Below are 22,036 nucleotides of genomic sequence, written 5' to 3'. Positions count from 1 at the left end.
CTGGCGGCGCCGCCACCAGGCCCGATCCAGAACCAGCCATTACCACCGGCAAGCCGCCGATCAGACATGAAGATCACGATCTACAGCTGGAGTATTAAGTCCGGGTCTATGCAGTAGCCGCTCGCTCCAAACGACCGCCCAGCCACAGCGCACCCCCGCTCCCATCCCGTCTGCCGTCGACCCACACACCGTGGAGCAGGCGCGGGTCCTGGCGTCCAGGTGGAGCGCGCCACTGTACGAACGACCTGGACGCCAGGGCCCGTGTCTGCTCGGCTCTGCCTGGGTCGATGGCAGGCGGGATGGGAGCCCCCACCTTCACCACAACGCTGCCGGCAGACGCCCACGGGCCCCCTCCATCCCGGAGCCTGAGCGCCCCCGCCGGAGGCATCGTCCTGGCCAGCACGTCACGTACTCGCCCCTGCCACGCCGTGGTTCTTCCCGCCCATCAACCCGAGCTGTCAGGCGTGCGGACGGCGGCCGGGCTGGAGCGGGGCGGAGACAGGAGCGCAGGCCCGGGCGCCGGGCCGCGCGCACCGCGCCGTGCGCGGTGGGTGCCTTGATGAAGTAGAGAAAGTCTCACCGCACCTGCGCACTGTCCCCGCCACTGGGTGCCCCACTAGGCTTGTGCCGACCGGCACAACAGACACAAGGGGGCGTGCTCACAGGATGGGACCGAAGTCGGAGCGGGTGTACCGCACGATTTGCGAATGGATCGCTGCGGGCAAGTACCCCCCGGGCTCCAAGATCCCTTCCGAGCGCACGCTCGCTCAGGATCTGGAGATCGGACGGACACAGCTTCGGCAGGTGCTCGCCAAACTCGTCTCCGAGGGCGTCATTGAGGTTCATGATCGCAGCTCGTACCGCGTGCCGAACCGCACCGTAAGCGTCCAAGCACCGGCAGATCTTGAGCCGTGGCAGATCCACGGTGAGCGCACCCTCTACGACAACCGGTGGGTGAAGCTCGAACTCGTCGATGTCGAGCCTCCCGGCGTCGAGCGGTTCGAGCATCACGTGGTTCGACTTCAGCACGTCGCTATTGCTGCCGTCATCGACGACCACGATCGCGTCCTCATGCTCTGGCGCTACCGCTTCGTCCCGAAGTCGTTCGGCTGGGAGCTTCCCGGCGGAATCGTGGACGCGGGCGAGTCCCCCTCTGCGACGGCACTCCGCGAAGTCGAGGAAGAGACCGGCTGGCGGCCGGATGCGCTTGAGCACGTCGTGACGTACCAACCCATGGTGGGCATGGTCGACTCTCCGCACGAGATCTTCGTGGGCAATGGCGCGACGCTCGTTGGCGAACCGACCGACCTCGAAGAAGCCGGCCACGTCGCTTGGGTGCCACTCGCAGACATCCCCGAGCTGATGGCCCGCGGGGAACTGATGGGGTCGGGAACGCTCGTCGCGCTCCTTCACGTGCTGTCGTCCCGTACGGCGAAGAAGTCCGCTACAGGCGCTGCGTAAGCTGCTCGATTCGCCGGCGCTGGCGTACCGACCCGGTCTTATTCGCGAGCAAGCGGGCCTGCCGTAGTTGATCGTGGGCCTGGTCGTACTCGCCGCGCGCCAGGTGGGCTTGGGCGAGATCGGATCGGAGACCTGCCGACGCTCGTATGAACGTCGGATCAATGGCGTCGAGAGCCTCGTAGAGACTCCGTACCGCCTCGTCATCGCCGATCAAAGCTAGCGCGTTGCCTCGCCACCGTGTCAGGTGCCCGTGGTTGAGGAAGATACTGAGCATGTCCGGGTCACGCGCCTCCTCGCCCTGCGGAAGGTACTGCATCGCCCTATCCAGTGCGCGACGGCAGTCGTCGGGCATCCCCGCCTTGGCACAGATCTCGGCTTCCGCTGCGTAGAGCCAAGCGGTGAGCCTCGGCGACATCGCCGCACCGCCTGCACGCTGAGCGTTTCGGATCAGCTCGACTGCCGTCTCCGGCCGACCGGCATCACAGAGCACGTACGCCTGCTCAGCCATCGCGTGAGCAAGATACATCGGCTCGTCGGCTTCCTTGGCGGCGTGCTTCCCCAACTCGTAGTGTCGCCAAGCCCGCTCAATGGATCCGACATCAAGGGCCTGCCATGCAGCCAACGTTGCGGCTCCAGCTAGTGCGCGAGCCACTGGGCGCCTCGTCTCGGGCAGCACAGCAAACGTGAGGGCGTCCTCAAGGGTCGCTAGATGCCCTGTCATCTGGTCGACGAGGCTGGCGGCCCCCATCTGCCGGTCTATGGTTCGCAGCAGTTCCGTCTGGTCCATGAACGTGTTGACCATGGTGAGGCTCACGTTCCGAGCTGCGTCGATGCGGCTCACGAGTTCGTCATAGCCGTTCGCCTCAACGGAGGGGGCGGCGACACCAGTGGTCCTGCCCTGCAACTCGTCATCGGTGAAACCAAGTAGAGCCCGAAGGATCTTGGCGTATCGCTCCGATATGGACCGCCGGCCGTTCTCCCACTCAGACACGTAGACGCGGAGGCTGGCGTCTGAGGCGACGGTGAGCATGTGTTGCCTCGCGTGCCGCTCGATCTCATGAACCAGACGCTCTTGCGACCACTGTCGCGCGTTCCTTGCTGCCCGCAGTCCATTCGTCACGTGCGCCGCCCTGCATGTGAAGCCCGATCTGTAACGCCAGCATGCCCCACGTTGCCGCAGGTCGTGAGGGGTTAACCAGACAGGTGTTAACCCCTGTTGGCTACCGGGCCGTTGAGTCACGCGGTTCTCTAGAGGCAAGCCAGGCAGACGGATTGAAAAGTCACTCCGGCCGAACCACTTGACATCTGGTGCGCACCAGATGCAACCTACTGGTGCGCACCAGTTGAGAGCGCAAGCGCCCATGGATCATCCACTGGGCCCGACAACAACGCACAGGAGCGGCGCCCTACCGCCAAGCAAGTACGCCGCTCCCGCCCCTCCGAAAAGGAGCTCCATCATGCGTCAGATCCCCGTCGACACGTCCACGGCCATGGTGATGGTCGCCCAGCCCCCGACCCCGAAGATCGCGAACCGGCAGACCGGTGAGGTCGCCACCGACCGCGAGACCGGCGCGACGCTTATGACGATCGACGTCATGTTCGTCATGGACGGCAACGCCGAGATCCTGAACCTGGCCGTCCCCGAGACCGGCATCTCCGGCGAGCTGACCATGGGCACCTCGGTCGCTCTGACCGGGGTCGTCGCCCGGCCGTGGGAGAACGAGTTCAACGGCCAGAAGCGCCACGGCATCAGCTTCCGCGCCGTCGCCGTCACCTCCCTCACCGCTGCGAAGGCGTCCTGACCATGACCGCCTTAACGGTCGCCCTCGCTCTGGTCGCCACGGTCGCGCTGCTGCTTCGGTGGAAGCGTCCGGCCTGGTACTGGCTGACCTTCGGTATCGGTCTCGCGATCGTGCGGGTCCTGGTCCGGTACTCGTCCGTCATGGACGCCTGCGGACTGACCGTCCCGCCCTCGCGCTGGCGCCTCACCCTGGCCCGCCTGGCTGGCCGGCCGATTCCGGAGTCTCGGTTCCCTCGGATTCTGCGGCTGCGGCCGACGCGGACGGGGCTGGTGCTCCGGGTGAAGCTCCGCCCGGGACAGGACGCGTTCGACTTCTCTGCCGCGTCGGACCGGCTGCGGCACTCGTTCGTCATGCGGAACGTCACCACCCGGGAGATCCGCTCCGGTGTGGTCGAGCTGCGGATGACCGGCTATGACGTCCTCAAGCGCGTGCAGATGCCCGCCCTTTCTGGTGGTGGGGTGATGCGGGTGCCGGTCGCCATGCGGGAGGACGGGGAGGTCTACTACCGCGACTACCGCCAGATCCCACACGCGCTGAACGTCGGGGCCACCCAGTCCGGCAAGTCCGTCTATCAGCGCAACCTCGTCACGGCCCTCGCCACTCTGGATGTCGCCCTCGTCGGGATCGACTGCAAGCAGGGTGTGGAACTCGCACCGCTCGCACGTAGGTTCACGGCCCTGGCGGACAACCCCGACACCGCCGCCGACCTCCTCGACGCCCTTGTCGGGCACATGGAGGACGTCTACCAGCTCATCCGGCGCGAGCAGCGGTTGAGCGCCGATATCCCGGACGCGGAGATCACCGCCGACATCTGGGACCTCCCCGCTCACCTCCGCCCGACTCCGATCGTCCTGCTGGTCGATGAGGTCGCCGAACTCGCGCTCTTCGCCACTAAGGATGAGGAGAAGCGGCGGGACCGGATCGTCACCTCCCTCGTCCGTCTCTCCCAGCTCGGCCGCGCCGCCGGCGTCTACTTGGAGATCTGCGGGCAGCGCTTCGGCTCCGAACTCGGCAAGGGCATCACGATGCTTCGGGCCCAGCTCACCGGCCGCACCGCCCACCGCGTCAACGACGAGACCAGCGCCAACATGGCCTTCGGCGACATCTCCCCGGACGCCGTGCTCGCGACCATCCAGATCCCCACCGACCGGCCCGGTACCGCCGTCGTCGGCGACTCCTCCGGCGGCTGGGTCCGCATCCGCACCCCACACCTCACCCTGCGGCGGGCCGTGAACACCTGCAACACCCACGCCCACCGCACCCCGGAGATCCCCGCGCTGGACGCTTTCCGGCCCGCCCTGCCGCCGCTGGCCAAGACCCTGGCACCCGCCGCCGCCACGGCTCCCGCGATCGCCTGACCCAACCCGCCCCAAGGTCGGCGTGACCGTCTCACGCCAGATCCCTACCCCTCCCATGCCCGGAACCGGAAAGAAGGCGCCCCGATGGCCGCTCGCAAGACCACCGCCCGGAAGACCGCGCCGAAGAAGTGCCCCGACTGCACCGGCGCCGGCGAGACCGCCGAGACCGTACGCGTCGGCTCCCGCAAGCTCCGCGACACCGACCACCAGCAGGCCGCCCTCTGCCTGACCTGCTTCGGCACCGGCGAAGCCACCCCCTGACCCCGTCGATCAAGGAAGGAGGAACCGCGATGCGCCCCACGCTCCGGCCGGACGCCGTCCTCGTGCAAGCCGTGATCGCCGGTGCCCTGTCCTTCGCCCACCTGCACGACCTCGCCGAAGCCGCCGGCCAGACCGGATGGAAGGCGTGGGCCTACCCCGTCTCCGTCGATCTCCTCCTCGTCGCCGCCTGGCACCGCCTCCGGGGACTCCGGGCGGCCGGTGACTCGGCCCGCTCGGCCTGGACCTGGTTCATAGTCGCCCTGGTCGCGTCCCTCGGCGCGAACGTCGCCACCGCCGGGCTCCTCGACCTCACCGACGTCCCCGACTGGCTGCGCATCCTCGTCGCCGGATGGCCCGCTCTGGCCTTCCTCGGCGGCACCCTCCTCGTCCACTCCCCCAGGCACCCGACGGCCGACAAGCCCGCCGAACCCGACACACACACCGAGCCTGCCCCGGCCGTGGAAGCGGTCATCCAGCGGGACGACGTGGCCGAGCCGGAGATCGCTCCCGTACCGGCCCTCCCCTCCCCGGGACCGGATCCGGTCCCGGAACCCACACCGGAGCCGGAGCCCGCCCCTGTGGCCGTACCGCCGGCGCTCGTCGCTCACGCCCGGAAGGTCGCCGACGACTACCGCACCCGTACCGGCTACCCGATCGACGCCGACACCCTGCGTGCCCGCCTCGGTGTCCCGCCCCTGATGGCCAACGCCATCGCCGCCCAACTCGCCTGAAAGGAGAGCGTAATGCCCGCCCACGACCGCTTCCACTCCGTGATGCGAATCGGCCCGGTGCAGATCGGCACCCACCGCGACCGCAACGGCCGCACCAAGTACGCCGCCGTTTGCACCGCCGACCGCTGCGGCTGGTCCTCCGACTACTCCAGCTCCTCCGCCGCCCAGCTCGCCGCCCGCACCCACCGCTGCACCGCCCGCTGACCCAAAGGAGAACCGCGTCATGGACGTTCCGCTCTGGCTCGCCCTGATCGTCGTCGGCGGCCTCGGAATCAAGCTCATTCGCCCGCCCTGGTGGCTCGTCGCCGTAATCCTCCTCGGCGGCTACCTCCTCGCCGACAGCCTCCTCGCCCCGCTCATCGACACCACGATCAAGTAGGGAGACCCGTCATGCTCCAGCCCCGCATCCCGGTCAACCCGCTCCCGACCGGCACCGTCATCCCGCTCACCCAGCCCACCGCCCCGACGGCCGCCGTCGAACCGGTGGCCTGCCACCACGACCACACCCCCGTCCCGGCGTCGGTCACCGCGCGCCGGACCACGCTCCAGCTCACCCCCGGCAGCGCGCTCGCCCTCGCCGCCGGCGGTGGCGCCGTCGTCCTGGTCGTCGGCGCCGTCCTCGTCTCCATGCTCCTCGCCGTCGCCATCACCGGGGTCTCCGTCGCCCTGATCGCCGTCGTGCTGCGCCTCGTCGTCCGCGACATCCACAAGGGCCGGTGATTCTCGTGGACTCGCAGACGATCGCGGCGGCGGGCTTACCGGCCCTGGGCTGGGCCCTGCACGGCGGACTGCTCTGGCGCCGCCTGGCCACCGCCCGCCGCGACCCGCTGACCGGCCTGCACACCCGCGCCGGATGGACCGCCCGCGCCGAACGCCTCATCGCCAAACACTCCGGCGCCCTCGTGCTCCTGGTCGACCTGGACGACTTCAAGGCGATCAACGACACCCACGGCCACGCCGCCGGAGACGCGGTCATCACCGCCACCGCACGGCGGCTGGACGGCTGGTGCGGACGCCACGGCATCGCCGCCCGCCTCGGCGGAGACGAGTTCGCCGCCATCACCACCCACCCCGGTACGGCCGACCTCTTCGGCCTCAGGGCCGCACTGGAGCAGCCGGTCACCCACGGCGGTCACGTCCTGCCGGTCTCCGCCTCGGTCGGCCACTGCTACCCCGGCCGGCTGCCGGTACCCACCCTCACCGACGCTCTGTCCGCCGCTGATGCGGCGATGTACGCGGCCAAGGGCCACGGCAGGCGCAACAACACACGCTGAGCGGCCCCGGGACGGCCTCCGTCGCCAAACTTCCGCCGCCCCGGGCGCCTGACCCCCTCCAGATCCACCGGACCCGAAAGGGAAAGCCCATGATGCCCCAGACCACCCCGCGCGTCTGCCGCGACTGCGACGGCTTCGCCACTGTCACCATCACCACCGGTCTCCCCGCCGTCGATGGCACCCGGGACACCGTCCGCGTCAACTGCCCCACCTGCCGGGGCCTCGGCCACACCGTCCCCGCCCTGCGCACCGCCCGCGCCGTACGAGGTGCCGCGTGAACGCGCTGCCCCGGGTCCTGGACCTGTTCTCCTGCGCCGGCGGTGCCGCGATGGGGTATCACCGGGCCGGGTTCGCGGTCGACGGCTGCGACATCGCCGAACGCCCCCGCTACCCCTTCGCCTACCACCAGGGCGACGCCCTCGACTACCTCACCCGCCTGATCGCCTCCGGGGACATCGAGCGCTACACCCTCGTCCACGCCTCCCCGCCCTGCCAGGCCGGCTGCGCCCTGACCGTCGGCACCAACCACTCCCAGGGTTGGGGCGGCTCCCATGTCGACCTCGTCGCCCCGACCCGCGAACTCCTCGACGCCTCCGGGCTGCCGTACGTGATCGAGCAGCCCAACGGCCGGGCCGCGATCCGCAAGGACCTCACCCTGTGCGGCGAGATGTTCGGCCTCGGCGTCCTGCGGCACCGCAACTTCGAACTCGGCCGCTGGGCCACCGCCAAGCCGGCTCACCCCCGCCACCGGGGCTACGTACGCGGCCACCGCCACGGCATCCACCGCGAGGGCCCCTACGTCGCCGCGTACGGCAAGGGCGGCGGCAAGGCCACCGTCGGCGAGATGCAGCACGCCATGGACATCACCTGGACCGACGTCCACGCCGAGCTCACCGAGGCGATCCCGCCCGCCTTCACCCGCTGGATCGGCACCGCCTTCATGACCGCCCGACAGGAGGTCTTTGCGTGACCCACCCCGCCACCATGGCGGCGGGCCTGGACTCGGCCACCCTGAGCGACATGCTTCGGGTGGCCGGGTCCACCGGCTTCGACCGCTGGAAGGAACAGATCCACCGCACCGGAGGGTGCGCCAACCCCATCCACCTCCAGGGCTGGACCCTCACCCAGGACAAGACCACCGGCGAGACCCTCCACCGCTACTCCACCGACACCGAACCCGACGGACGACTCCGGGTCGCCTGTGGCAACCGGCGGGCCTCCCGCTGCCCCGCCTGCGCCTGGACCTACGCCGGAGACACCTACCACCTGATCCGTGCCGGCCTCGCCGGAGATGACCGCCGCGACATCCCCGCCGCCGTCCGCGACCACCCCCGCGTGTTCCTGACGCTCACGGCGCCGTCGTTCGGGCCCGTGCACAACCGGCCCGGCACCCGGCCCTGCCGCTGCGGCACTCGCCACCCCGAGGACGCCGCCGAACTGGGCACCCCGCTCGACCCCGACACGTACGACTACGCCGCCGCCGTGCTCTTCAACAACCACGCCGGACAACTCTGGGACCGCTTCGCCAAACGGCTTCGCCGTGAGATCGCCGCCGCTGCCGGTCTCTCGCAGCGGGCTTTGAAGGAGGTCGCCCGGATCTCCTACGGGAAGGTGGCCGAGTTCCAGAAGCGGGGCGCCGTCCACTTCCACGTCGTCGTCCGCCTCGACGGCCCGGACGGACCGGACACCCCTCCCCCGTCCTGGGCCACCACCGAACTCCTCACGGCCTCGATTCAGTCCGCTGCCGTGCACTCCTACACGACCGTCGCCGTCCCCGCCGCCGGTGACCAGCCCGCCCGTCGGCTCCGCTGGGGATCCCAGCTCGACATCCGCCCCGTCAAAGCCTTCGGCGACGGCTCCGACATCACCGAACAGGCCGTCGCTTCCTACATCGCCAAGTACTCCACCAAAGCCGCTGAGACGACCGGCAGCCTCGACCGTCGCATCGGCAACCGTGAGGCCCTGGTCCTCCTCGGCGTCCCCGACCACACCCGGCGCCTTGTCGAGGCCTGCTTCGACTTGGACCCGCTCTACCCGGACCGCAGGTTCCTCGCCTGGGCTCACATGCTCGGCTTCCGGGGCCACTTCTCCACCAAGTCCCGGCAGTACTCCACCACCCTGAGCGACCTCCGGCAGACCCGTGCCGACTACCGCGCCGCGCAGGAACGCACCGCCCGCGGCTTCGACGATATCGAGCCGGATACCGTCCTCGTCCTCAACTCCTGGTCCTACGCCGGCCAGGGCCACTCCCCCGGTGAGGCCGCTCTCGCCGCCTCCATCGCCCGGGACATCCAGCTCAACCGCGAGACCGCCCGCGAAGCCCTACGCGCCCTGCCCGAAGAGAAGGAGTGGTGACCATGCCGCAGAGCCTCCCCGACCGGTACTTGACCCCGGTTGACGTCGCCGAACTCCTCGGCGTGCCCATCGAGACCGTCTACCAGTGGCGGCGCAAGCGCACCGGGCCCCGGGGCTTCCGTGTCGGTCGACACGTGCGCTTCGACCCCGCCGACGTACAGACCTGGGTCAAGGCGCAGATGGAAGGGGCCGCTGCCTGATGGCCGGACACATCCAGGATCGATGGTTCAGGGTCGAGACCGGCCCCGACGGCAAGCCCCTCAAGGTCAAGACCGACCGCTACGGCATCGGTTTACGCTACCGCGCTCGCTACGTTGGCCCCGACGGCTCGGAGAAGAGCAAGAGCTTCCCGGACAAGCAGAAGCGCTTGGCCGACGTCTGGCTGACCAACATCGAGGCCGACATGGCGCGGGGGCAGTACATCGACCCCAAGGCCAGTCGGACGACGTTCCGGGAGTACGCCGAGCGCTGGATCGCCGCTCTCACCACGGACCTGAGCAGCCGTGCCGCCGTGGAAGGACGCCTTCGCCTTCACGCGCTTCCGTACCTCGGCGGTCGTCCCATCGGCTCGTTCCAGGCGGAGCACATCCGCGACTGGAGCCGGCAGCTCGAAGAGACCGTGGGGTCCGCCTCGTACCGGCGGCTCATCTTCGACGCGGTGTCCTCGGTGCTGAACGCCGCCGTGGACGATCGGCTCCTCGCCTCGAATCCCTGCCGGGCCCGTTCGGTCAAAGCTCCCCGGCCGGCGCCGACTCGGGTGCATCCCTGGTCCGCGTCCCAGGTCTTCGGGGTCCGTGCCGGTCTGCCCGAGCGCTTTCAGGCGATGGTGGACGTGGGCGCCGGCTGCGGGCTCCGGCAAGGGGAGATCTTCGGGGTCTCCGTCGACAACATCGGGGATCTCGGCTGGCTCTACGTCCGTCAGCAGGTGAAGAAGGTGCGCGGTGGGCTCGTCTTCGCCCCTCCGAAGCGCGGGAAACTCCGGGACGTCCCCCTCGACCCTGAGGTCTCGGCGGCTCTGCGCGAGCACATGAAGCGCTTCCCGCCGGTCGAGGTCACGTTGCCGTGGCTGACGCCGAGCGGGCCGACGGTGACTCACCGGCTCGTGTTCACGGCGCCTGCCGGAACGGCCCTGTGGAGCAACGCCTTCAATGACCAGACATGGAAGCCGGCGCTCGCCTCCGCCGGAATCATCCCCGTGCCGGAGAAGGGGCACCGGTACGCCGCCGCTCGTGAGCACGGGATGCACGCGCTCCGGCACTTCTACGCCTCGGTCCTCCTGGACGCCGGCGAGAACATCAAGGCGCTGAGTCTCTACCTCGGGCACAGCGACCCGGGGTTCACGCTCCGGGTGTACACGCACCTCATGCCGAGCAGCGAGACGCGGACCCGGAAAGCCATTTCCGAGATGTACCGGGCCGCCGGTCACGCCCATGACGGCCCAGAGACGGCCCAGGCTGCCTGAGACGGCCCCTCATCGGCGGGAAACCTGCTGGTGAGGGGCTGTTTTGCGCCCTCGGTCGGAGAGAAACACCCCATCTTGCCTGACCGCCACCCTCAGGCGGAAACCGGTAAGGCGGGAGCCGGGAGTTCCGAGGGGGACGGGCGGGGGGTGACGGGGGCGTTCGGGGCGGGGGCAGGGCCCGGACGTGCGACGGCCCCGGGCGCGATGTGCGGTCCGGGGCCGTGCGGGGTTCACGGGGTGATGCGGATGTGACGCAGATCACTCCATGGGGCCGGGTTCCGTCCCGGTGCCGACGGGGCCGGCACCGGGAGCCCGGGTCAGTTGCCGGCGGTCTTCTTCTTGCGGAGGAAGAACACCGCGCCGCCGCCGACCAGGACGAGCGCGGCGGCGATGCCCGCGATCATCGGGGTGGCGTTGGAGCTGCCGGTCTCGGCGAGGTCGCCGCCACCGGTGGTGCCGGTGGAGCCGCCCGTGGTGTCACCGGTGGTGCCGGTGGACGTCGACGGAGACGTCGACGGGGTGGGCTCGGTCGAGGGCTCCGTGGTGGGGGTCTCGGACGGCTTCGGGCCGGGGGTGGCCGTCTTGCAGTCCAGGACGCCCTCGAAGGTCTCCTCGAAGCCGTTCGGGCCGGTGATCGTGAACTTGTACGCCTCGTCCTCGGCGAGCGGGACCGCGATGGTCTTGCTCTCGCCGGGGGCGACCGTGTGCGAGGTGCCCTTCAGGTCGAAGGTCCAGGCCTCGTCGCCCTCGTTGGAGGCGATGACCTCGAGGCCACCCTTGGCGCAGTCCTTGGCGACCGTGACGGCCGGGACGGCGCCCGTCTTCGCCCAGGTCGCGGAGGCCTTGGCGGTGACCGTGGACTCGCTGGAGCCGGCCAGGATCAGGGTCTGCGAGGGGCCGTCGATGGAGACGAAGGCGCGGCCGAGGGAGACCTTGGTGGTGGCCTCGGCGGTCAGCTCGGCGGCGCCGTCGGCGGTGCCGGCCGGGACGTCGAAGAAGACCTCGGTCGAGCCCTTCGGGACCTCGGTGACGGGCTTGCCGTCCTTGCCGACGAGCGTGACGCCCGCCGGGGCACCCGCGGCGACCGAGACCTTGGCGGTCTCGGCGTTGGTGTCGACGGTGACCGGGCCGATCTTCTCGCCGGCCTTGCCCGCGACGGAGGACGGGGAGACGCTCAGGGAGGCCTTCGGCTCGTCGAGCTGGACGGCCTTCTCGAGCAGGTACTCGGTCAGCTTCTTGGCGTCCTCTTCCTTCGGCGTCGCCTTGACGTCGTCGGAGAGGGTCCAGATCGCGGCCTGGGTGCCGGCCGCGGCCTCCTTCTTGTCGAGGTCGACGCCCAGCTTGCCGCCGAGGGCGTCGGCGGACAGCTTCGGGTAGGCGTTCTCCAGGATCCAGAGGATCTTGCCCGCGTTCTCGTTGTTGTGCAGGGAGGACTCCTCCCAGCCGACTTCCTTGTAGTCGAAGTCGCGCTTCGCCTCGGTGCGGAGGTCGATGCAGTAGGTGAAGAGGGTGCCGCCGCCCTCGACCTCCATCTTGAACAGACCGCCGTCGACCGGCCAGCTGCTGCCGTCCTTCTCGGTGATCTGAACGGCCCCACGGTCCTCGGTCATACCGCCGAGCTTCGCGGTGACGCCACCCATACCCGGCGCGTCATCGGCGAAGGCCGGAACAGCGGTCGCTATCGATCCGGCCGCGACAAGGCCGGAGACCAGGGTCGCGGCGGCAAGGCGGGCAGCGCCTCGCCCACGAAATGAAAACATTGCATTCCCCTCCGGGCGAGCCGCTCCGCGAACTTGGTCGATTCGCGTGGGGGGAGCGCACGCCAGCAGAATTCACAGACCCGATGGGCTCACGTGCCACATGAGTACTCGCGAATCCTAGGGAAGCGGAACCCCCCGGTGCCCTGCCTTCCGGTCAGATAACCATTCCGACTCGGAATCGTTATCACTCAGGGCGAGTTGGTCGACAAATCCCCACAACACAAGGTCAGGGGACGGTCACCAAGCGGTTCGCCTCCTCTGCCGCGGCGGCTGCCGCCGCTTCCGACCACGGATCGTCTCCGGGCGCGGGACCGAGCGCCGCCCCCTCCCGCACCTCTTCCCGAACCTGCTCCGGCTCCGCCCTCCGCTCCGGCCGCGCCGCCCGCCTGAACGCCGCGGTCCCCCGGCTCAGGTCGTGTCCGACGGCCACGGCGGCCACGTCCACGAAGGTCTTCCGCTGTCCGTCGCGCTCGTCCTCACGCACCCTCAGGCGGCCGTGCACGACGAGGGGTTCCCCGACGGACACCGAGGCCGCGAGGTTGGCGCCGAGCGAGCGCCAGGCCGACACCGTGTAGAAGCTGGTGTGCCCGTCGGACCAGAGCCCCCGCTCGCGGTCCCAGCGGCGCGCGGTCACCGCGAAGCGGAACCTGGCCACTCCGCCCGTCGCCGTGTCCCGGTACTCCACCGCCGTCGCCACGTTGCCGACGAGCGTCACGGTCGTCTCGTTCATGGTCCCCGTCCCCCACCCTGCGTTCGCTTCGCTGTCCTTCTCCTGTCGACACCCATCCTCGGACCGTCCGGAAGATCCCGCCGGGACCTGTGGACGACGGAACGGATGTGGACAACTCCCCCACCCCGAAGGGGCAAACGGAGGGAGTACCGCGTCCTCGCGATGTGCCGCGCGCGGCTACCTCCCCCGTACCCCCGCCCGGGTCGCGCCCAGCCGGCTCGTACCGGAGCGGAGTCCGCCGACGATCCGTGCCGAGGCGCGCGAACCCGCCACCGTCGCGTACTGCTCGCGCACCTCCCGGTAGCGCATCAGTTCCGCCGCCACCGGGTCGAGAACCCGGGCCCTGCCGCAGGCCGCCGCCGCCTCCCGCAGGCGCCGCTCGGCCTCCTGCCCGTACCGGCGCGCCGGGCCCTTCACGGCTCCCTCGCAGGCCCATTCGACGAGCGGTCCGCCGACGATGCCGCCGAGCATCACGAGGACCGGCGGCAGCAGCCCCGGCTCGACGACGCCGACGATCTGCCCCACCAGCCACACCGCGCCGAAGATCTGCAGAAACGTCATCACCACCTGTGCGAGGACGGCGGCGGGCCACCAGGCGGGCCGCGGCGGGCGGGCCGCCGGGTCGCCGATGGAGACCGTCAGCTCGTCCAGCGCCTCGGGCAGCCCCTCCGCCCCACGGGTCGCCGCCTCGCGCACCGCCTGTGCCCAGGGTGCCGGGAGCCCGCGCGAGGCCTCGTCGGCGACGGCCCGTACCGCCTGCTCCACGCGCTGCCGCGCCGTCAGTTCCTCCTCGACGGGAGAGGTCAGGCGCGGGTCGGTGGAACCGTGGGCGCGCAGCCGCTCGTACCAGCGGTAGAGCCGCAGCCAGGGGGTGCCGCAGGCGCGGATGGCGCCCCGGCGCCAGACCCGCTCGGCGGCCTCGCCCGCGGCCTGGGCGCCGACGGCGGCCGCGAGCCGGTCCGTGAAGGCGTCCCTGGCGCGTTCGTCGAGGCCGGGCCTTCCGTCGGCGAGGTAGGCGGGGCGCAGCCGGGCCGCTGCGGCGTCCACGTCGGCGGCGAGCCGGCGTTCGGGGGCGGTGCGTTCCTGGACGAACCCGGCGACCATCTCGCGCAGTTCGGGTACGCCCTCGCCGGTCAGCGCGGAGACGGAGAGGACGGTGGCACCGGGTTCGCCGTGCTCGCCGAGGGCCATGCCGTCCTCGTCGAGGAGCCGGCGCAGGTCGTCGAGGACGAGGTCGGCGGCCTCGGTGCCGAGCCGGTCGATCTGGTTGAGGACGACGAAGGTGACCTCGGCGTGCCCGGCGAGGGGCCGGAGGTAGCGCTCATGGAGGGCGGCGTCCGCGTACTTCTCCGGGTCGACGACCCAGATGACGGCGTCCACGAGTCCGAGGACCCGGTCGACCTGGTCGCGGTGGGCGGTGACCGCCGAGTCGTGGTCGGGCAGGTCGATGAGGACGAGCCCCTGGAGTTCGGTGTCGGCGGCGCCGCCTGCGAGGGGTCTGCGGCGCAGCCTGCTGGGGACGGCGAGCCGGTCGAGCAGCCCGGCGGCGCCCTCGGACCAGCTGAGCGCGATGGGCGCGGAGGTGGTGGGGCGGCGCAGGCCGGTCTCCGACACGGGCACGCCGGCGAGGGCGTTGAAGAGCGTGGACTTTCCGCTGCCGGTGGCGCCGGCGATGGCGATCACGGTGTGCCGGGAGGAGAGCCGCTGCCGGGCGGCGGCCTCGTCGAGCACGCGCCCGGCCTCGGCGAGGGCCTCGCTCTCGACGCGCGTACGGGAGAGCCCGACGAGTTCGTGGAGCGCGTCGAGGCGGGTGCGGAGGGGGCCGCCGTAGCTCCCGCCGAGGGGCGGCAGCGTGTCCTCCTCCGGTTGGTCACCGCCGGGGCGCGTGTCACCGCCGACCGCGACGACGGCGGCCGCCCGCTCGCTCGCGCGCCGGGCGATCAGCCCGTCGTCCCAGCGTTCGCGGTCACGGTCGGGGTTCTGTGGGTCGGGGTTTGGGTGGTCAAGGGCACGGTCGCGGTCATGGTCACGGCCATCCGCCACGTCACTTCTCCTTCTGCAGTACGGAGAGCGCGGCGATGAGCTCCGCCTGCGGCTCGGGGGTCACGTCGAGCGCTTCGAGGGGCGCGAGGCGCCGGTCGCGTTCGGCGTGCAGGACACGGTCGACGTACGAGAGGACCAGTTCGCCGCCCTTGTCGCGCAGGCGCAGGGCGGCCTGGGCGCCGAGGAGTTCGGCGAGGCGTTCGCCCGCGGCCCGGGTGCGCCGGCCGCCGAGGAGGGCGGCGGCGAGGAGGGCGGCGACGGTGTCGGCCTCGGGGGCGGCCGTACGGGAGGTGGAGGGGCGCTCCACCCCGCGTACCTCTTCCTCCGCCAGTTCTTCGAGTACGCGGCGCCAGCGCCGTACCTCCACGCCGATCCGTTCGCCCGTGTCGCGGTCGCCGCCGGTCCGCAGGGGACCGAGGGCGTCGGCGGCGGGTTCGCGGCGCCAGGCGTCGCGGACGCGTTCCTCGGCGGCGGAGACCGCGCAGTGGAGGAGGGCGGCGAGGGATTCGGTGAGGGCGTCGAGGAGTTCGTCGGCGGTGCTGTCGCGGGGGTAGCCGCGCCAGCGGGTACGGGCGTCTCCGGCGAGGACGGCGCCGCGGCCGAGCTGCTCGCGTACCCGCTTGCCCTGCTCGCCGTACGCGGACTCGACGGCGCCGCCGAGGCGGCCGGCCGCGGCGTACTGCGCGGCGACCGCGGCGGCCAGCTCGGGGAGCCGGGCGTCGAGGGAGTCGATCACGCCGGTGGCGGTCCGGTCGGCGGCCTGCTGCCGGGCGGCCGGGTCCTCGGCGCGGTGGGCGAGCCAGCCGCGGAGCGCGGCGACGGCGCTGTCGGGCAGCAGCCCGCTGCCGCCGTCGGCGGATTCGGGCAGCTCGGGGACGGTGAAGCGGGGCACGTCGCCGAGGCCTGCCTTGTCGAGCAGGGCCTCGAACTGCCGGGAGACCTCGCCGATGACCTGGTGGGGGACGCGGTCGAGGACGGTGACGAGGGTGGCGTCGTACTCCTTGGCGGTACGGAGCAGATGCCAGGGCACGGCATCGGCGTAGCGGGAGGCGGTGGTGACCATCACCCAGATGTCGGCGGCGCAGATCAACTCGGCGGCGAGGAGCCGGTTCTCGACGACGAGCGAGTCGATGTCGGGCGCGTCGAGGAGGGCGAGCCCCCGGGGGACGGACGCGGCCGTCTCGACGCGCAGGGCGTTCTCCTCGAGGGTCGCCTCGTCGGCGGGGTGGTCCTCGTCGGCCTGGGGCAGCCAGACGCGGGTGAGCTGCGGGAGGACCCGCATTCCGGCGAACCAGTGGTGGTCCTCGGGGTGGCAGACGAGCACGGGCGTCCGGGTGGTGGGGCGGAGCACGCCCGACTCGCTGACGCGGCGTCCGACCAGGGAGTTGACGAGCGTGGACTTGCCGGCTCCGGTGGAGCCGCCGACGACGGCGAGGAGCGGGGCGTCGGGATCTTTCAGCCGTGGCACCAGGTAGTCGTCGAGCTGGGCGAGCAGCTCGGCCCTGGTCTGCCGGGCGCGTGGTGTGTCGGGGAGGGGCAGGGGGAGACGCACGGCGGCGACACGGTCGCGCAGGGCGGAGAGTGCGTCGATCAGCTGAGGCCGTTCGTCCAAGGTCACCACATGCGAAGAATGCCCAATTTATGAGTGTTTTTGAAGCCTATTAGGGCCCTGCGCGCCGAAGAGAGGAGCGGTGGCCGGAACCTCAGGCATAACGAGTGCACAACACCCGCCCCGAGCGGCGCCAAAAGCGCTGCGCGAATCGCACCTGCCTGCGATTATCGTTCCGCTTCACCGAACCTCCACATCGTGCCACGCAGGTGAAGCAACCGGGCCAAGGCGATCGGAGCCCTATCCTTGTCCCGGCAGGCCACACCCCACCCACAAGGGGTTCCCGGCCACACAGTCACCACCCGGCCCCCGTAGCTCAGTGGATAGAGCAGGTGCCTTCTAAGCACTTGGCCGCAGGTTCGAGTCCTGCCGGGGGCACACCATCAGGACCCTCCTTCGGGAGGGTCCTTTTTGCTGGTCAGGCGTGGTTCCCGGTGAGCGGCGGAGGGGCCGGACGCACCCCTGATGGCGTCGGGGCACGTCCGGCGGTGTCCGGCTGCTTCCGGGTTTCTGCGGGTGGCTGCGGAGAATACGCGGAGAAGTTTTCAGCCCCTGGCCGCGGCTGGGTCCGACAGCTTCCCCGCCCTCTCGATCCGTCGCTTCAGGTCGTCGAGCTGCCCGTCGATGCACCGGGCGTACGCGGTCAGGAGCACGGGGACGCTGTCGCCCGCCCACTCGGCCACGGTCGCGGCCGGGACGCCGGCGTGGAGCCAGTTCGTCAGGCGGGTATGCCGGAGGTCGTCTACGCGGCGACCGAGCGGTGTCCCGAATTCGTACGGAGTGAGCACGTCCTTTCGAGCCCGCCGCCACGCGATCGCGGCCGAACAGCAGCTCGGCAAGCGCAAGCCGACCGTGGCCGTCCCGCTCTCCCACACCCTGGACGATGTCGTCCCCCAGCAGGTCGGCAAGAACCTGGCCACCGACCGGGAGGTTCGGCGCCGGGGCGAAGGAGTCGCGCAGCCATACGGCGACTCGCCCGTACTCGTCCCTGTTCGTCTGGACTCGCCCGCATCACGCGCGTGATCCCGAAGCGACCCGTTTCTCCGGTCGCAGACGGACACGCCTAGGCGAAAACCGGCCAACTACTGTTCGCGGCGGCCCGAGGTGTCCTGATCCTTGCTACGGTCACGCGGCTCCAGGCCCGAAACGGCCTGGTCGGGGCGCGATCTCGTCGGCGCGTGGCGCTGAAATCGGGTTACCCGCAGCTTTATTGATTTGTCGTCGGCACTTCACTTACTTCATCACTTTCCAGGAGTTCGCATGCGCAAGACCGCACTCGCCGCCCTGACGGCCTCAGCGCTCGGGGTCACCCTGCTCACCCAGACACCCGCCGTCGCCGTGACCTCTCCCACCTGCGCCGACATCTGCATACTCGGCGTTCGCGCGGCCACCCACCCCACCTTCGACCGGTTCGTCATCGACCTCGGCGAAGGCACCGTCCCGGGGTGGACCACCAGCGTCCAGACCACCCCGCTCTACTGGGGCGAGGAGGGGTCGCAGACCCAGGTGCCCATCCAGGGTGACTCCTACCTCAAGGTCACGCTGATGCCGGCCGAGGCCTTCGACGGCAATTACCAGTCCACCTACACGAGCCCGCGGTCGCAGACCTTCGCCTTCCCGAGCCTCAAGGGCCAGGCGCTCGTCTACAGCTTCGAGGACAGCAACACCTTCGGCCTCGCCCTCGGGGCGCACTCCTCCTACAAGGTCTTCAAGCTGACGGCGCCCAACCGGATCGTGGTCGACGTCAACCACTGACCCGCGCCCTCGAACCCTCACTCACCCGGCCGCCGGTTTCCACCGGCGGCCGGGCGTGTTCCCGGGCGTCCTCCGGGTACTCGCCGCACGTCGGAGGCCGGAGGCCGGAGAAGGAGAGGGGTGCTCGGTGGACAGTGCCAGCATGATCGGCCGGCTCCTGCGCGAGCACGGGCGCACCTACGCCGAAGAGGCCGGGATCCGGCTGCGCGACAAGCCCTCGCCGCTCTACCAGCTGCTCGTGCTCACCGTGCTGTGCTCGGTCCGGATCCGGGCCGACATCGCCACCGCCGCCGCCCGGCAGCTGTTCTCCGCCGGGTTCCGGACGCCCCGGGCCATGCTGGACGCCTCCTGGCAGCAGCGCGTGGACGCGCTCGGGCGGGCCCATTACGTGCGGTACGACGAGAGCACCGCGACCGCCCTCGGGGAGGGGGCCGAGCTGGTCCTCGACCGGTACCACGGAGATCTGCGTCTGCTCCGTGAGCGGGCGGGCGGTGACGTCGATGAGCTGCGCGGGCTGCTGCGGGAGGTGCCCCGGATCGGTCCCGTCGGTGCCGACATCTTCTGCCGGGAGGTCCAGGCCGTCTGGCCGGAACTGCGTCCCTTCTTCGACGAGCGCTCCTGCGCGACCGCGGCCGGCCTGGGTCTGCCCCACACCCCGGCCGGGCTCGCCCGACACGTCCCGCCCCAGGACGTGGCCCCGCTGGCCGCCGCCCTCGTCCGCGTCAGCCTGTCCAAGGACGCGGAACGGGAGCTGCGGGGGCTGGGGGCGTCGCGGGCCGCCTGAGCCTCACGAGCCCGGCTCCGTACTCAGTCCGTACTCAGCGGACCGGGCGGGGCAGCCTCACGCGGACCAGGGTGGTGTCCACGTCGCTGTCGACCAGGCGGCCGTTCGCGTCGAAGGCCTGCGGCCCGTCCGTCATGCCGAAGTCGTTGTCGTTGAGGAGGACGAGCGTCGACGAGCCTTCGACGGCGACGCCCTCGATCTTGCCGGGGACGCCCTCGACCGTGTTCAGGTCGACCACCAGGCGCTTGCCGAGGACCGGCGCGTCGGCGGCGGTCACGTCGTCGAGTTGCTCCAGAGTGGGGGCCGCCGTCGTGTCCCAGCGCGAGCCGAGGATGTCGGAGCCGCGGCGGAGGCGTACCTCGTACAGGCGGGAGGCCTTGTCGGTGCGCTCCTGGACGAGGAGGCGGTCGCCGCCGAGCGCGACCACGGAGGAGATCTTCAGCTCGGAGGTCTTCGTCTGGCCGGGCTCGACGACGCCGACCGGGTCGAAGCGGTACGCGTACTCGGCCGTGACCCGGTTCTCGCGCGTCGAGAAGCGCAGCAGCCTCGTCGTACGGGAGTCCTCGCCGGAGGCCTTGTCGGGGTTGAGCAGCGGGCTCTGCAGGGCCATGACCAGGTCGCCGTCGGGCAGCAGGGCGAGGCCCTCGAAGCCGCGGTTGGTCTTGCGCTTGAGGAAGACCGACGGCAGGGACTCGATGACGGGGTAGTCCGCGCCGGTCAGGTTCAGGCCCTCGGGGACGTGGCGTGCGAGGACGCGGCCCTTCGCGGAGACGTGCACGAGCGAGGGGCCGTACTCGTCGACCAGCCAGAAGCCGCCGTCCTTGTCCCGCACGACGCCCTCGGTGTCGAGACCGTTCGGGTTGTACGGGAGCGGGGTCGAGGCGTCGTACGTGTACGGGGCCTCGTCGCGGCCCTGCTGGTTCGGGAGGCCGGTGACGGGGGCGCCGGAGGCGGTGGTGAGCGGGATGGACCTCAGGACCTCGACGCGGTCGCCGACGGCGCGGACCTTCACGATGGCCGGGTCGAAGCCGGGCACGGGGAACGTGCGCCGCTTGTCCTTGCCGACGGCTATCTGGCCGTTGGGGCCGCGGTCGGTGACCGTCCAGTACTCGCCGCGCCGTTCGGCCGGGTACAGGTCGCTGCCGATGCCTCCCAGGTCGACGTCCCGGTCGTCGTCGACGCTGCCGGGCAGCAGGCCGTTGCTGAAGGCGGCCAGCGGGATGTCGGGCAGGGTCGAGGTGGAGAGGACCCGGGCGGGCGAGCCGTGCCGCGCGGGCTCCGCCTCGGCCGTGCCCATGACCACCGAGAGCGCGAGCGCGGTGGTCAGGGGCAGGGCCACGACGGCGGGCCTGCGGAGGAGGCGCGGATTCATCTGAACTCCCTTGAACACGTGGAATGCCACCCGTGGAGGCGCCTCATGGTCCGTTTCCGGCCACAACGGCGAGCGTCGGACTCCCGACGACGGCATGAGCCCTGGGTGAACGCGCAGGGATAATCGGATCATGGTGATCACCGCGCGCGGGCTCAACCGCGCCACCCTCGCCCGGCAGTTGCTCCTCGACCGGGTTCCGGTCGGCGTCGAGGAGGCCGTTCGGCGGGTGGTGGCGCTGCAGGCGCAGCAGCCGGGTTCGCCGTACGTCGCGCTCTGGAACCGGCTCGCCGGCTTCGAGCCGGAGGAGCTCGACGGCGCCGTGGCCGGTTACGAGGTGGTCCGGTCGACCCTGATGCGGCTCACCCTCCACCTGGTGCACGCCGAGGACTGGCGGGCCTTCCGGGAGGGCATGGAGCCGACGCTGCGCGGTTCACGGCTGCACGATCCGCGCTTCAAGGCGGCGGGGTTCACGGCGGCCGACGCCGACGAGCTGCTGCCCGACCTGCTGGCGTACGCCGGGGAGGCGCGGACCGGGGCCCAGCTGCGGGCCCGCCTGGAGGCGGCGCGCGGCGGGCCGGTGGAGGCCGTGGTGTGGCGGATGATGCGCCAGTACGCGCCGTTGTGGCACGCGCCGACGGGGCCGCCGTGGTCGTTCGGGGCGGCGCAGGCGTTCGTGACGGCGAGCACGCCGCCGGTGCTCGCCGACCCGGAGGCGGCGCACACGGGGCTCACCACCCTGATCCGGCGCTACCTGGAGGGCTTCGGTCCGGCGTCCGTCCCCGACATGGCGCAGTTCACCATGGCGCCCCGGGGCAGGGTGCGCGCGGCGGTGGCCGCTCTCGACGGGGAGCTGGAACGGCTGGAGGGGCCCGAAGGGACGGTGCTGTACGACGTGCCCGGCGCGCCACGGCCCGACGAGGGGGTCCCCGCGCCGCCCCGGCTCATGGCCATGTGGGACAGCGTGCTGCTGGCCTACGCGGACCGGAGCCGCGTCATCCCGCCCCCGTACCGCAAGCACGTCATCCGTGTGAACGGCGACACCCTGCCGACGCTCCTCGTCGACGGGTACGTCGCCGGGGTCTGGCGGCCGGTCGTGGGCGGCATCGAGGCCTCGGCCTTCCACCCGCTGTCCGCCGGGGCCTGGGACGGCCTCGCGGTCGAGGCCGGCGCCCTGGGCGGCTTCCTCACCGCGCGGGACCCCCGGGTCTACGCCCGCTACGACCACTGGTGGGCCAAGGGCCTGCCGGGCGTCGAGACCCGGATCCTCCCGGCCGCCTGA

At 71.1% G+C, this 22,036-nt stretch carries 25 protein-coding genes and 1 tRNA gene; 19 read left to right on the top strand and 7 right to left on the bottom strand.

Features of this window, described 5'->3' with window-relative positions:
- Window positions 1–666 precede the first annotated feature (666 nt).
- Window positions 667–1,461, top strand: a complete 795-nt coding sequence (locus IO20_RS0116975; protein WP_078946112.1) for an NUDIX domain-containing protein — start codon at window positions 667–669, stop codon at window positions 1,459–1,461.
- On the opposite strand, the gene IO20_RS0116970 is transcribed toward IO20_RS0116975, so the two are convergent.
- A complete protein-coding gene (locus tag IO20_RS0116970) occupies window positions 1,445–2,491 on the bottom strand; it encodes an NsdA family TPR-like regulatory protein (protein ID WP_030553062.1) in 1,047 nt (348 codons plus the stop codon). The two genes, IO20_RS0116975 and IO20_RS0116970, sit on opposite strands and share 17 nt — an antisense overlap.
- A 427-nt stretch (window positions 2,492–2,918) precedes the next feature.
- Here IO20_RS0116970 and IO20_RS0116965 point away from each other — a divergent pair, with 427 nt between their 5' ends.
- The 13 genes from IO20_RS0116965 (at window position 2,919) to IO20_RS0116905 (ending at window position 10,704) form a co-directional block, all read left to right on the top strand.
- The gene (locus IO20_RS0116965) at window positions 2,919–3,263 is read left to right on the top strand and encodes an SCO3933 family regulatory protein (RefSeq protein ID WP_030553060.1); all 345 of its coding nucleotides are present in this window, start codon (window positions 2,919–2,921) and stop codon (window positions 3,261–3,263) included.
- Window positions 3,264–3,265: 2 nt separating this feature from the next.
- Window positions 3,266–4,621: an FtsK/SpoIIIE domain-containing protein gene (locus IO20_RS0116960; RefSeq protein ID WP_030553058.1), complete on the top strand. Its 1,356-nt coding sequence runs from the start codon at window positions 3,266–3,268 to the stop codon at window positions 4,619–4,621.
- A gap of 84 nt (window positions 4,622–4,705) precedes the next feature.
- On the top strand, window positions 4,706–4,882 hold the full coding sequence (locus IO20_RS40740) for a hypothetical protein (RefSeq protein WP_169749536.1): 177 nt from the start codon (window positions 4,706–4,708) through the stop codon (window positions 4,880–4,882).
- Between the two features lie 29 nt (window positions 4,883–4,911).
- Window positions 4,912–5,613, top strand: coding sequence for a DUF2637 domain-containing protein (locus IO20_RS0116950; protein WP_030553056.1), 702 nt, complete (start codon window positions 4,912–4,914; stop codon window positions 5,611–5,613).
- 12 nt (window positions 5,614–5,625) lie between these two features.
- The gene (locus IO20_RS0116945; protein WP_030553054.1) at window positions 5,626–5,817 is read left to right on the top strand and encodes a mobile element transfer protein; all 192 of its coding nucleotides are present in this window, start codon (window positions 5,626–5,628) and stop codon (window positions 5,815–5,817) included.
- 19 nt (window positions 5,818–5,836) lie between these two features.
- Window positions 5,837–5,992: a hypothetical protein gene (locus IO20_RS39750; RefSeq protein ID WP_106978635.1), complete on the top strand. Its 156-nt coding sequence runs from the start codon at window positions 5,837–5,839 to the stop codon at window positions 5,990–5,992.
- An 11-nt stretch (window positions 5,993–6,003) separates the two neighbouring features.
- Window positions 6,004–6,333, top strand: coding sequence for a hypothetical protein (locus IO20_RS0116935; protein WP_030553051.1), 330 nt, complete (start codon window positions 6,004–6,006; stop codon window positions 6,331–6,333).
- A 5-nt stretch (window positions 6,334–6,338) separates the two neighbouring features.
- The gene (locus IO20_RS0116930; RefSeq protein ID WP_030553049.1) at window positions 6,339–6,887 is read left to right on the top strand and encodes a GGDEF domain-containing protein; all 549 of its coding nucleotides are present in this window, start codon (window positions 6,339–6,341) and stop codon (window positions 6,885–6,887) included.
- An 89-nt stretch (window positions 6,888–6,976) separates the two neighbouring features.
- Window positions 6,977–7,165, top strand: a complete 189-nt coding sequence (locus IO20_RS0116925) for a hypothetical protein (protein WP_425423728.1) — start codon at window positions 6,977–6,979, stop codon at window positions 7,163–7,165.
- 50 nt (window positions 7,166–7,215) lie between these two features.
- Complete coding sequence (locus IO20_RS0116920; RefSeq protein WP_425423730.1) at window positions 7,216–7,857, top strand: DNA methylase; 642 nt, start codon at window positions 7,216–7,218, stop codon at window positions 7,855–7,857.
- Window positions 7,858–7,871: 14 nt separating this feature from the next.
- Window positions 7,872–9,242, top strand: a complete 1,371-nt coding sequence (gene repSA / locus IO20_RS0116915) for a replication initiator protein RepSA (protein ID WP_037635702.1) — start codon at window positions 7,872–7,874, stop codon at window positions 9,240–9,242.
- Between the two features lie 2 nt (window positions 9,243–9,244).
- A complete protein-coding gene (locus IO20_RS0116910) occupies window positions 9,245–9,442 on the top strand; it encodes a helix-turn-helix transcriptional regulator (protein ID WP_030553041.1) in 198 nt (65 codons plus the stop codon).
- Window positions 9,442–10,704 carry a tyrosine-type recombinase/integrase gene (locus IO20_RS0116905; RefSeq protein ID WP_030553040.1) on the top strand — a complete coding sequence of 421 codons (1,263 nt, stop codon included), beginning with the start codon at window positions 9,442–9,444 and terminating at the stop codon, window positions 10,702–10,704. Before IO20_RS0116910 ends, IO20_RS0116905 begins: the two co-directional genes overlap by 1 nt.
- A 317-nt stretch (window positions 10,705–11,021) precedes the next feature.
- Here the strand turns inward: IO20_RS0116905 and IO20_RS0116900 are convergent, their stop codons facing one another.
- From IO20_RS0116900 to IO20_RS0116885, 4 genes are all read right to left on the bottom strand, one after another.
- Window positions 11,022–12,314 (bottom strand): Cys-Gln thioester bond-forming surface protein, encoded by a 1,293-nt coding sequence (locus IO20_RS0116900; protein ID WP_342668766.1) that lies wholly within the window; start codon window positions 12,312–12,314, stop codon window positions 11,022–11,024.
- A gap of 376 nt (window positions 12,315–12,690) precedes the next feature.
- The gene (locus tag IO20_RS0116895) at window positions 12,691–13,194 is read right to left on the bottom strand and encodes a single-stranded DNA-binding protein (RefSeq protein ID WP_030553036.1); all 504 of its coding nucleotides are present in this window, start codon (window positions 13,192–13,194) and stop codon (window positions 12,691–12,693) included.
- A gap of 177 nt (window positions 13,195–13,371) precedes the next feature.
- Window positions 13,372–15,237, bottom strand: coding sequence for a GTP-binding protein (locus IO20_RS0116890; RefSeq protein ID WP_078946111.1), 1,866 nt, complete (start codon window positions 15,235–15,237; stop codon window positions 13,372–13,374).
- Window position 15,238: 1 nt separating this feature from the next.
- On the bottom strand, window positions 15,239–16,858 hold the full coding sequence (locus tag IO20_RS0116885; RefSeq protein WP_211270382.1) for a dynamin family protein: 1,620 nt from the start codon (window positions 16,856–16,858) through the stop codon (window positions 15,239–15,241).
- Window positions 16,859–17,151: 293 nt separating this feature from the next.
- On the opposite strand from IO20_RS0116885, the gene IO20_RS0116880 reads away from it, so the two are divergent.
- Window positions 17,152–17,224 (top strand) — tRNA-Arg (locus IO20_RS0116880).
- Window positions 17,225–17,391: 167 nt separating this feature from the next.
- Here IO20_RS0116880 and IO20_RS0116875 read toward each other — a convergent pair.
- The gene (locus IO20_RS0116875) at window positions 17,392–17,634 is read right to left on the bottom strand and encodes a hypothetical protein (RefSeq protein ID WP_211270381.1); all 243 of its coding nucleotides are present in this window, start codon (window positions 17,632–17,634) and stop codon (window positions 17,392–17,394) included.
- Between IO20_RS0116875 and IO20_RS40735 the strand changes: the two genes are divergently transcribed.
- The 3 genes from IO20_RS40735 (at window position 17,627) to IO20_RS0116865 (ending at window position 19,385) form a co-directional block, all read left to right on the top strand.
- Entirely contained in the window at window positions 17,627–17,869 is a 243-nt protein-coding gene (locus IO20_RS40735) for a hypothetical protein (RefSeq protein WP_169749535.1), read from the top strand. The genes IO20_RS0116875 and IO20_RS40735 overlap by 8 nt on opposite strands.
- 237 nt (window positions 17,870–18,106) lie before the next feature.
- Window positions 18,107–18,601, top strand: a complete 495-nt coding sequence (locus IO20_RS37660) for an AMIN-like domain-containing (lipo)protein (RefSeq protein WP_051874612.1) — start codon at window positions 18,107–18,109, stop codon at window positions 18,599–18,601.
- Between the two features lie 142 nt (window positions 18,602–18,743).
- Window positions 18,744–19,385 (top strand): hypothetical protein, encoded by a 642-nt coding sequence (locus IO20_RS0116865; RefSeq protein ID WP_030553026.1) that lies wholly within the window; start codon window positions 18,744–18,746, stop codon window positions 19,383–19,385.
- 34 nt (window positions 19,386–19,419) lie between these two features.
- Here IO20_RS0116865 and IO20_RS0116860 read toward each other — a convergent pair whose 3' ends face one another.
- The gene (locus IO20_RS0116860) at window positions 19,420–20,757 is read right to left on the bottom strand and encodes an esterase-like activity of phytase family protein (protein ID WP_030553023.1); all 1,338 of its coding nucleotides are present in this window, start codon (window positions 20,755–20,757) and stop codon (window positions 19,420–19,422) included.
- 130 nt (window positions 20,758–20,887) lie between these two features.
- Here IO20_RS0116860 and IO20_RS0116855 point away from each other — a divergent pair, with 130 nt between their 5' ends.
- Window positions 20,888–22,036, top strand: coding sequence for a winged helix DNA-binding domain-containing protein (locus tag IO20_RS0116855; protein WP_030553021.1), 1,149 nt, complete (start codon window positions 20,888–20,890; stop codon window positions 22,034–22,036).

The sequence above is a fragment of the Streptomyces exfoliatus genome (genome assembly GCF_000725545.1).
In the GTDB taxonomy this organism is placed as follows: domain Bacteria; phylum Actinomycetota; class Actinomycetes; order Streptomycetales; family Streptomycetaceae; genus Streptomyces; species Streptomyces exfoliatus.
This window is presented reverse-complemented; position numbering and strand designations above follow the sequence as displayed.

Coding starts and splice junctions, on each gene's coding strand:
- IO20_RS0116910 (WP_030553041.1), top strand. CDS start 9,245: ATGCCGCAGAGCCTCCCCGACCGGTACTTGACCCCGGTTGACGTCGCC.
- IO20_RS0116855 (WP_030553021.1), top strand. CDS start 20,888: ATGGTGATCACCGCGCGCGGGCTCAACCGCGCCACCCTCGCCCGGCAG.
- repSA (WP_037635702.1), top strand. CDS start 7,872: ATGGCGGCGGGCCTGGACTCGGCCACCCTGAGCGACATGCTTCGGGTG.
- IO20_RS37660 (WP_051874612.1), top strand. CDS start 18,107: ATGCGCAAGACCGCACTCGCCGCCCTGACGGCCTCAGCGCTCGGGGTC.
- IO20_RS0116950 (WP_030553056.1), top strand. CDS start 4,912: ATGCGCCCCACGCTCCGGCCGGACGCCGTCCTCGTGCAAGCCGTGATC.
- IO20_RS0116970 (WP_030553062.1), bottom strand. CDS start 2,491: ATGCTCACCGTCGCCTCAGACGCCAGCCTCCGCGTCTACGTGTCTGAG.
- IO20_RS0116900 (WP_342668766.1), bottom strand. CDS start 12,314: ATGACCGAGGACCGTGGGGCCGTTCAGATCACCGAGAAGGACGGCAGC.
- IO20_RS0116935 (WP_030553051.1), top strand. CDS start 6,004: ATGCTCCAGCCCCGCATCCCGGTCAACCCGCTCCCGACCGGCACCGTC.
- IO20_RS40740 (WP_169749536.1), top strand. CDS start 4,706: ATGGCCGCTCGCAAGACCACCGCCCGGAAGACCGCGCCGAAGAAGTGC.
- IO20_RS0116965 (WP_030553060.1), top strand. CDS start 2,919: ATGCGTCAGATCCCCGTCGACACGTCCACGGCCATGGTGATGGTCGCC.
- IO20_RS0116860 (WP_030553023.1), bottom strand. CDS start 20,757: ATGAATCCGCGCCTCCTCCGCAGGCCCGCCGTCGTGGCCCTGCCCCTG.
- IO20_RS0116895 (WP_030553036.1), bottom strand. CDS start 13,194: ATGAACGAGACGACCGTGACGCTCGTCGGCAACGTGGCGACGGCGGTG.
- IO20_RS0116920 (WP_425423730.1), top strand. CDS start 7,216: ATGGGGTATCACCGGGCCGGGTTCGCGGTCGACGGCTGCGACATCGCC.
- IO20_RS39750 (WP_106978635.1), top strand. CDS start 5,837: ATGGACGTTCCGCTCTGGCTCGCCCTGATCGTCGTCGGCGGCCTCGGA.
- IO20_RS0116975 (WP_078946112.1), top strand. CDS start 667: ATGGGACCGAAGTCGGAGCGGGTGTACCGCACGATTTGCGAATGGATC.
- IO20_RS0116960 (WP_030553058.1), top strand. CDS start 3,266: ATGACCGCCTTAACGGTCGCCCTCGCTCTGGTCGCCACGGTCGCGCTG.
- IO20_RS0116865 (WP_030553026.1), top strand. CDS start 18,744: ATGATCGGCCGGCTCCTGCGCGAGCACGGGCGCACCTACGCCGAAGAG.
- IO20_RS0116905 (WP_030553040.1), top strand. CDS start 9,442: ATGGCCGGACACATCCAGGATCGATGGTTCAGGGTCGAGACCGGCCCC.
- IO20_RS0116925 (WP_425423728.1), top strand. CDS start 6,977: ATGATGCCCCAGACCACCCCGCGCGTCTGCCGCGACTGCGACGGCTTC.
- IO20_RS0116945 (WP_030553054.1), top strand. CDS start 5,626: ATGCCCGCCCACGACCGCTTCCACTCCGTGATGCGAATCGGCCCGGTG.